This is a genomic window from Bacillus sp. AFS031507, from assembly GCF_002584635.1.
GTDB lineage: Bacteria > Bacillota > Bacilli > Bacillales > Cytobacillaceae > Neobacillus.
The window spans coordinates 1-7299 of sequence record NZ_NUOW01000030.1; the positions used below are offsets into that span (position 1 = coordinate 1).

The 7299-nt window shown below is 37.8% G+C and carries 11 protein-coding genes; 2 read left to right on the forward strand and 9 right to left on the reverse strand.

Translation table 11 applies throughout. The annotated features are described in order from the left end of the window. Nucleotides 1–13 precede the first annotated feature (13 nt). Genes COE25_RS23745 through COE25_RS23780 form a run of 8 tightly spaced genes read right to left on the reverse strand, consistent with a single transcriptional unit; the run spans nt 14 to nt 5083 of the window. Nucleotides 14–772, reverse strand: coding sequence for a class I SAM-dependent DNA methyltransferase (locus tag COE25_RS23745; RefSeq protein WP_098934395.1), 759 nt, complete (start codon nt 770–772; stop codon nt 14–16). Further along, nucleotides 769–1125, reverse strand: coding sequence for a ribosome silencing factor (gene rsfS, locus COE25_RS23750; RefSeq protein WP_098934396.1), 357 nt, complete (start codon nt 1123–1125; stop codon nt 769–771). The genes COE25_RS23745 and rsfS overlap by 4 nt, the downstream gene beginning before the upstream one ends. Nucleotides 1126–1128: 3 nt before the next feature. Further along, nucleotides 1129–1695: a bis(5'-nucleosyl)-tetraphosphatase (symmetrical) YqeK gene (yqeK, locus tag COE25_RS23755; protein WP_098934397.1), complete on the reverse strand. Its 567-nt coding sequence runs from the start codon at nt 1693–1695 to the stop codon at nt 1129–1131. Continuing rightward, complete coding sequence (locus tag COE25_RS23760; RefSeq protein WP_088089050.1) at nt 1685–2254, reverse strand: nicotinate-nucleotide adenylyltransferase; 570 nt, start codon at nt 2252–2254, stop codon at nt 1685–1687. Before COE25_RS23760 ends, yqeK begins: the two co-directional genes overlap by 11 nt. Before the next feature lie 24 nt (nt 2255–2278). Further along, nucleotides 2279–2569 carry a ribosome assembly RNA-binding protein YhbY gene (yhbY, locus tag COE25_RS23765; protein ID WP_088089051.1) on the reverse strand — a complete coding sequence of 97 codons (291 nt, stop codon included), beginning with the start codon at nt 2567–2569 and terminating at the stop codon, nt 2279–2281. Further along, nucleotides 2563–3402 carry a shikimate dehydrogenase gene (aroE, locus tag COE25_RS23770; protein ID WP_088089052.1) on the reverse strand — a complete coding sequence of 280 codons (840 nt, stop codon included), beginning with the start codon at nt 3400–3402 and terminating at the stop codon, nt 2563–2565. The genes yhbY and aroE overlap by 7 nt, the downstream gene beginning before the upstream one ends. 55 nt (nt 3403–3457) lie before the next feature. Continuing rightward, nucleotides 3458–4564, reverse strand: a complete 1107-nt coding sequence (gene yqeH, locus COE25_RS23775) for a ribosome biogenesis GTPase YqeH (protein WP_088089053.1) — start codon at nt 4562–4564, stop codon at nt 3458–3460. A 3-nt stretch (nt 4565–4567) separates the two neighbouring features. After that, nucleotides 4568–5083, reverse strand: a complete 516-nt coding sequence (locus tag COE25_RS23780) for a YqeG family HAD IIIA-type phosphatase (protein ID WP_088089054.1) — start codon at nt 5081–5083, stop codon at nt 4568–4570. A gap of 474 nt (nt 5084–5557) precedes the next feature. Between COE25_RS23780 and COE25_RS23785 the strand changes: the two genes are divergently transcribed. After that, the gene (locus tag COE25_RS23785) at nt 5558–5698 is read left to right on the forward strand and encodes a sporulation histidine kinase inhibitor Sda (protein WP_088089055.1); all 141 of its coding nucleotides are present in this window, start codon (nt 5558–5560) and stop codon (nt 5696–5698) included. Between the two features lie 72 nt (nt 5699–5770). On the opposite strand, the gene COE25_RS23790 is transcribed toward COE25_RS23785, so the two are convergent. Then, on the reverse strand, nt 5771–6556 hold the full coding sequence (locus COE25_RS23790) for a phosphatidylserine decarboxylase (protein WP_098934398.1): 786 nt from the start codon (nt 6554–6556) through the stop codon (nt 5771–5773). A 129-nt stretch (nt 6557–6685) separates the two neighbouring features. On the opposite strand from COE25_RS23790, the gene pssA reads away from it, so the two are divergent. Next, the gene (pssA, locus tag COE25_RS23795; RefSeq protein ID WP_088089057.1) at nt 6686–7225 is read left to right on the forward strand and encodes a CDP-diacylglycerol--serine O-phosphatidyltransferase; all 540 of its coding nucleotides are present in this window, start codon (nt 6686–6688) and stop codon (nt 7223–7225) included. Nucleotides 7226–7299: the final 74 nt, after the last annotated feature.

Here is a 7299-nt window from a genome sequence, read left to right on the forward strand (position 1 = left end):
GCCATCTTATTTTTTAGATGGCTTTCTCTATTTTTTTTGCTACAAAAAAGATTCGCTCTGATTGTGTTGAGGGCTTAGCATCTTTAAAATCAGCACAAACCTCCAACAATTCAAAACCAGTCTCGACTAACCAGTCTGAATATTGCTGGACTGGATATGTTCGTTGAAAATGAATCTCATCAAATCGGTCATACTTTCCTGTCCGTTCATCCAAAACAAAAAAGCTTAACTCATGGTCCACACTATTCGAACTTTCTCCAGGGAAGCTATTCCAGATAAATGAGACATGATCCTCACTGGAAGCAAAGGTTTGATTAATGAATAAATGAGAAATTTTATAAATCGAATGAACATCAAAAACGAATATGCCTTCATCGCTCAAATGCTGGAAGGCGTTTGAAAAAGTATCCATTACCTCTTGCTCGCACTGAAGATAATTTAACGAATCACAAAAAATACCGATGACATCAAATTCCCCCTGGCCCTCCAAGTCAGCCATATTCTGCTGAAAAAACGGAATTCTAACCCCTTCATCCTCGGCCTTCGCCTGTGCCACAGCTAGCATATCCTCAGATAAATCGACTCCCGTTACTTGAAATCCGTCTTGAGCTAATCGGACGGAGAGTTCACCTGTCCCACATGCTAGGTCAAGCAAGCGAGTGCCAGTAACGTTATAGTTCACGCATTTATCTTTGACAAACTGGACCCACTCATCATATGGTGCGTCCTTCATCAGTTCATCATAGAGATAGGCAAATTGCTGATAGCTCATAAATTTAGCGCACTGTGGATGTCTTCCAACGGCGCATCGCCCCATAGACGTTCCAATTTGTAATAGCTTCTTTCGTCACGATGGAATACGTGGGCAACAACATCGCCAAGATCAATCAACACCCATCTTGCTTCATCATAACCCTCAATTCTTTTTACGTCATATCCATGTTCTTGGGCTTGTTCTTTCATTTCCTTTGCAATCGCCTGTACTTGTTTGTCTGAGTTTCCGTGACAAATGATAAAGTAATCAGCAATTAAAGAAATCCCCTTCATATTTAGGGCTAAAATGTCTTCAGCACGTTTGTCATCCGCTGCTTTAACAGCAATTTTTAGTAGTTCTTGATTATCCATTAATCAATCCTCCAGTTTTTTGATTAGATCATTGTACGTATAGAATGTATCAGGGTATATTGTTTGATTCTTTTTTAATAAAAACATGATCGTATTTTGAATGGCCTTAATTAGTGCTTTATCTAAATTTTCTTTAGCCATATCTCGTACCTCTTCCACGCCTGGAAAATGACGGCCTGGTTCAATGTAATCGGCTAAATAAATAATTTTATCCAGTAAAGTCATTCCTGGTCTTCCCGATGTATGATAACGGATTGCTTCCAATACTTCACGGTCGCTGATGCCCGCTTCTTTTTCCACCAAGTAGGCCCCTGCAGGTGCATGCCACAATTCCGAATTAAATTCAAGCAAATCCTGTGGAAATCCTTGACCAGTAATGATTTCCTTCATTTCATCTTTTGGACGAAATTTTGCATAATCATGAAAAATCGCAGCTAATTCGGCTTTTTGTTCATTGCCTCCATATTGCTTTGCAAGTGCTATCGCTGTCTCCATTACTCCCAAAGTATGCTGATAGCGATGATCGGTTAATTGTTCCTTTACAAGCTTTAACGCCTCTTCACGTTCCATATAAATGCTTCTCCTCGATAAATTGAACGACCGGATCAGGCAGTAGATAACGAACTGTCTTTCCGTTCTTCACCCTATCCCTAATCATACTAGATGACACATCCAGTGCAGGAACATCTACATAAAGGACAGGGTATTCTGTTTGACTGCTATATGCCGGTCTTTCAACTCCAACAAATTGGACAAGTTTAATAAGTTCGTCTATTTTATGCCATTTCGGCAGGTATTCAATCATATCCGCCCCAATAATAAAGAAAAACTGATGGTCAGGGTACTGGTCATTAATCATCTTCATGGTATCGACCGTATAAGAAGGACCTTGCCTATGAAGTTCAATCGTTTCCACTCGAAAAGCAGCATTTCCACCGATTGCTAATTCCAGCATTTGCAGGCGATCTTCATTTTTAATCGATTCTGATTTTCTCTTATGGGGAGGCTCTTGGTTTGGCATAAACCAAATTTCATCAAGCTGAAGAGTGGAAAGAACCTCATTTGCAATTAAAAGATGTCCATAATGCGGAGGATCAAAGGTTCCTCCCAATATTCCCACCTTCAACATGCGATCGTCTCCTTATACATTCAATTATGGAAGTTTAATTGTTTTCTTTTCCACAGACTCTTTATAAAGGACAATGGTATTTCCGATAAGTTGAACAATTTCTGCACCCGTACCTTCAGCTAACTGCTCAGCAACGGCCGCTTTATCTTCTTCACAATTTTGCAAAATGCTGACTTTAAATAGCTCTCTTGCTTCAAGTGCATCAGCTACTTGTTTAATCATATTTTCGTTTACTCCACCTTTACCTACTTGAAATATCGGATCTAAGTGGTGCGCTTTTGACCGTAAAAAACTTTTTTGCTTACCTGTTAACATGTTCTTCCTCCTAATTGTTTTAAAACATTATCTCTCATTCTTTCCACATCAGGGAAAATTCCCGTCCATTTTTCAAAAGCAAGTGCGCCCTGATATACAAACATATCTATCCCGTTTTGTATGCTTGCTCCATTAAGACGCGCTTCTTGTAAAAATTGCGTTTCAAGCGGATTGTATATGATATCACAAAAGACGGTTTGATTCCTTATTTTATTTAGTGGGAATGGCTGCTCATTAATTTTTGGGGACATGCCAATCAGTGTCGTTTGAATAACTAAATCATATTCCCCTAATGATTCACTTGCCTCTTCAAACGAACAAGCACTAGAAAAAACTGAATAAGGACATTCTTTGATTAGTTCCCAGGCTTTCTCTATCGTGCGATTGGCAATGTTCAAGACGAGCGGGTTTTCCTTTGCCAAAGTTAAATAGATGGCTCTCGCAGCCCCGCCTGCTCCAATAATCAGAACCTTTTGGTCTGTTATTTTAGGCAGAAAAGCATTTAAGCCTTTTAGAAAACCAGGGCCATCTGTGTTATAGCCAATTAGTTGACCGTTTTCATTTACAACGGTATTCACAGCCCCGATGTTTGCGGCCAATTCATCTATGCCATCCAGAAAGGGAATGATTTTACTTTTATGCGGTACAGTTACATTAAATCCACTGACACCCAGCGCTTTTAATCCCTTGACAGCATCATGTAAATCCACTTCCTTAACTTGAAATGGAAGATAGGCTGCATCAATGTTATAAAATGAAAATAAATCATTGATCATAACCGGAGACATACTATGTCCAATTGGATTCCCCAAAACAGCAAATAATTTCTTCATCTGAATTCCCCCCACCCATGTCAGCACGTGAAAACCTGACCTTAAAAATATCTATTTATATTAAGGATTTTCGAATTAATGCTTGGACACCTTTTGGTACATAGGCAGCTACTTTTGCACCCGCCTCATTTACGGTAATCCAACCAAGTCCTGAGAAAACGATATCCGTTTTTGCTTCTTTCACAATAAATTCCTGTTTCACAAGCTCAGGAAAAGATTCTAATTGTTCCATACGAGGCGGTGTCAGCATTTCCCCCACATGCTTTTCATAGAGTTCGTCCGCATTCTCGATTTTGGTCCTGTGAATATTCAATTCATTGGAAACATAACAAACAAAGGATCTTCGGCCGCCACTAATATAATCAAAGCGGGCCAAGCCGCCAAAGAATAAGGTTTGTCCTTCATTCAATTGAAACACTTTTGGCTTGATCTCTTTTTTGGGGGTGATAATTTTTAAATCCCTCTTATCAACAAAATGCGCCATTTGATGATGGTTGATAATACCTGGCGAATCAATTAATGATTTTTCATCATCAAGTGGAATTTTGATAATATCCAACGTCGTTCCCGGAAAATGGGAGGTGGTAATAACATCGGATTCTCCTGTTACTTCTTTAATGATTCGATTGATAAACGTAGATTTTCCAACATTAGTACACCCAACCACATAGACGTCTTTACCATTTCGATGTTCATCAATGGCCGCCGCCGTTTCCTTAACAAATAAGCCTTTCGCAGCACTTACAAGGAATACATCTTCCGGCTTTAACCCTAGTTCTTTGGCTTCATGCTTCATCCAGTGAATTAGCTTACTATGCTTCACAGATTTAGGCAATAAATCCACCTTGTTTCCAACAAGAAGCACTTTATTGCTTCCTACAAAACGGTGTAAACCTGGAAGCCAGCTGCCATTAAAATCAAAAATGTCAACAATCATCACGATTAAGGCATCTGACTTTCCCATTTCATTTAATATTTTTAAAAAATCATCGTCGGTTAAGCTAACATCCTGAACCTCATTATAGTGCTTAAGACGAAAACATCGCTGGCAAATAATCATTTCTTTTTCCAAGGCCGATGTTGGGGCGTATCCTAGTTCCTCTGGGTTTTCTGTTTGGACCTTTACTCCACAACCCATACAAATATGTTGATGTTCACTCACACATTAATCCTCCCATTGAAGCATACCTTTTTTTCGAAACCAATTTAAAATTCTTCTCTCGGCAAAGCGGTTAAATTTTGTAAAAAATCCGTCAGTCTGAGCAACAGGGACAACCAGGATCGTATGAAAACCACCCCGGTTCCCGCCAAGTACATCTGTCAGTAACTGATCTCCAATTACCACTGCCTCTTCTTTTCTAATTCCCATTTGTGAAATGGCCTTGTGAAAGGCAATGGCAAACGGCTTCCTAGCCCTAAAAATAAAGGGGATTTTTAAAGGATCAGAAAAGGCCTTGACACGTTCTTCATTATTATTAGAAACAATTGTCACGAGGATATTATGTTTTCTAATTTCATCAAACCATTTGATTAATTGAGGAGTGGCGTAGGGGCGATCCCATTCCACTAACGTATTATCCAAATCAGTAATGATCCCCTTAATCCCTTTTGCATTCAACTGTTCAGGGGATATATCAAGAATGCTTTTAACATGTTCATTCGGTAAAAATTGTTTTAGCACTAAGCTTACACCTCATTGAATTCTAAATATAATCGTTCAATATTTTTTTCTTGTACAATCATAACCAATTTTAACCTTTGTTTCAAAGATTAAATGTAATTTGTTTATAGTCTTATTATTCATCAAAAACTGATAATACATGATTTTAAAATATTATAGCTTTTTATAAGAGCGCCTAAATCTTTCTAAAATAGGATGAAATTAAAAAGATCAAAAAATATTTTTCGACAAAAATCTTCATTTCACACCTTTGTGGATAAAGTTATTAACATTATACCCATTGAATCATACACATTTCATCATTTTATAAACAAAGTAATCACAAGTTATCCACCAGAAGCTGTGGATAGTTAGAACGATTGTTCTATAGGAATAAATTTGGTAGATTTAGGGTACACCAATTGAACATACCATTTTATGCTTATGGTTCATATAATAGAACAATTTATTTTCAAATCGGAGGTGGATTCTGCCGTGCGGAAACTGTCAGATGAATTATTAATTGAGTCATATTTTAAAGCAAGAGAATTGAACTTAAGCCCTGATTTTATTGGACTTATTGAGTCAGAAATGCTCAGACGCTCCTTATACCATAAAATAAAAATTTCATCATAAAATTAGCAATAGCTCTATAAGAGCTTTTCTTTTTGTCTAGCCTCAAGACCAAGTCTCTGAGGCTGTTTTTTGTTACTGATTTCTCAAAACCCCAAGTTTTTCTCCAACCTTAATGTCCTTAGGGGTCTGAACGTTTGAATCCATTTGAAAAATATCTTTTTCGAATAACAGGACTACGGTCGAACCAAAACTAAAATAAGCCATTTCGCCGCCCTTCACTAATTCTGATCCCTTGTGTGTGGTTTCAATTGAATTAACAAACATAGCCCCAACCTTTACGATTGCAACATGCCCATAATCCGTTTTCACTTCAGTTATAACTCGATAATTCTTGGCGAGTGTTCTAACCCCATATTTTAGCCCCAGCTTATTGACTGGATATGATTTTGAACCAAGCGTCCATTGTTTGGTGACGATTCCATTGACAGGGCTGTGAATACGATGATAATGACTTGGGCTTAAATAAAGGATCATGTATGTACCATTTAAATACTTGGCTAATAGTTGTGGATTTCCCAGCATTTCTTCAATGGAATACGTCTTTCCTTTGACATGAATATCACTCGTCTCTTTAATCGGACCCACATCTTCGATAACCGCATCCACCGGACTGACAACTGAATTCTCACCTTTATCAATTTCTCTTGCATCCTTTTTCAATGTCCTGACGAATAAATCATGAAGAGTAGGATATTCTGACAAGCCCTTCTCCATTTCTTCTTGATTTAAATGATAAATCTTTGCAAAGGATGGTACCACGAAACGACTGACATGTGAACGAGCAAACCTTCTTAAGATTTCTGATGTCCACCTTCCATTTGTTAACTCAATCAATAGACGATAAAAGCCTTGGATCATCTAACTACCCCCAAATAGTGTAAAAATACTCTTTACGAAAAGACATAAAACGCTTAAACTTAAATAATATAGAATGAATGAAAGAAATTAATTTACCTTCCGGCTTGTAAGAAAGGAGTGGTGTGGAGCATGTTTTTATTAGACGTACTAGATCAAACAATAAAAAAACTCAAATCACAAACAGCTAATGTTATCACTTTAACAAACTTATCATTGGGCGGTTTTGCCATTGTATTCGGGCTTCATGGGAATTTGAGATTAAGCCTGCTGTTAATTTTTATTGCCGCATTGGCCGATCGTTTTGACGGCATGATTGCACGAAAATTTAATATTGAATCTGAGTTAGGAAAACAATTGGATTCCATGAGTGATATTATATCATTTGGCGTGGCACCTGCACTATTACTATATCAAGGAATTTTACATGAATTTGGCGGACCGGGTTCATTTTTTACCGTTTTCTACATCGGTTGTGGCGCCTTCAGATTAGCACGCTTCAATATAACGGAAAGCAATGGCTATTTTACTGGTCTACCAATTACAGCAGCAGGATGCTTGGCAACCTTAAGCTTTTTAGCCATTCCCTATATCCCTTCCCAAACATTCTTATTTATCATCATCATTCTATCATTCCTAATGGTCAGTCCATTTAAACTGAAAAAAGTATAGAAATAGCAAGAAAGCATCAACCCGTCCTTGGTTGATGCTTTTTTTAAAAGGATCTGTTAAAGGTTATTATTGAT

Coding starts and splice junctions, on each gene's coding strand:
- COE25_RS23790 (WP_098934398.1), bottom strand. CDS start 6,556: ATGATCCAAGGCTTTTATCGTCTATTGATTGAGTTAACAAATGGAAGG.
- COE25_RS23745 (WP_098934395.1), bottom strand. CDS start 772: ATGAGCTATCAGCAATTTGCCTATCTCTATGATGAACTGATGAAGGAC.
- aroE (WP_088089052.1), bottom strand. CDS start 3,402: ATGAAGAAATTATTTGCTGTTTTGGGGAATCCAATTGGACATAGTATG.
- yqeK (WP_098934397.1), bottom strand. CDS start 1,695: ATGGAACGTGAAGAGGCGTTAAAGCTTGTAAAGGAACAATTAACCGAT.
- rsfS (WP_098934396.1), bottom strand. CDS start 1,125: ATGGATAATCAAGAACTACTAAAAATTGCTGTTAAAGCAGCGGATGAC.
- pssA (WP_088089057.1), top strand. CDS start 6,686: ATGTTTTTATTAGACGTACTAGATCAAACAATAAAAAAACTCAAATCA.
- yhbY (WP_088089051.1), bottom strand. CDS start 2,569: ATGTTAACAGGTAAGCAAAAAAGTTTTTTACGGTCAAAAGCGCACCAC.
- COE25_RS23760 (WP_088089050.1), bottom strand. CDS start 2,254: ATGTTGAAGGTGGGAATATTGGGAGGAACCTTTGATCCTCCGCATTAT.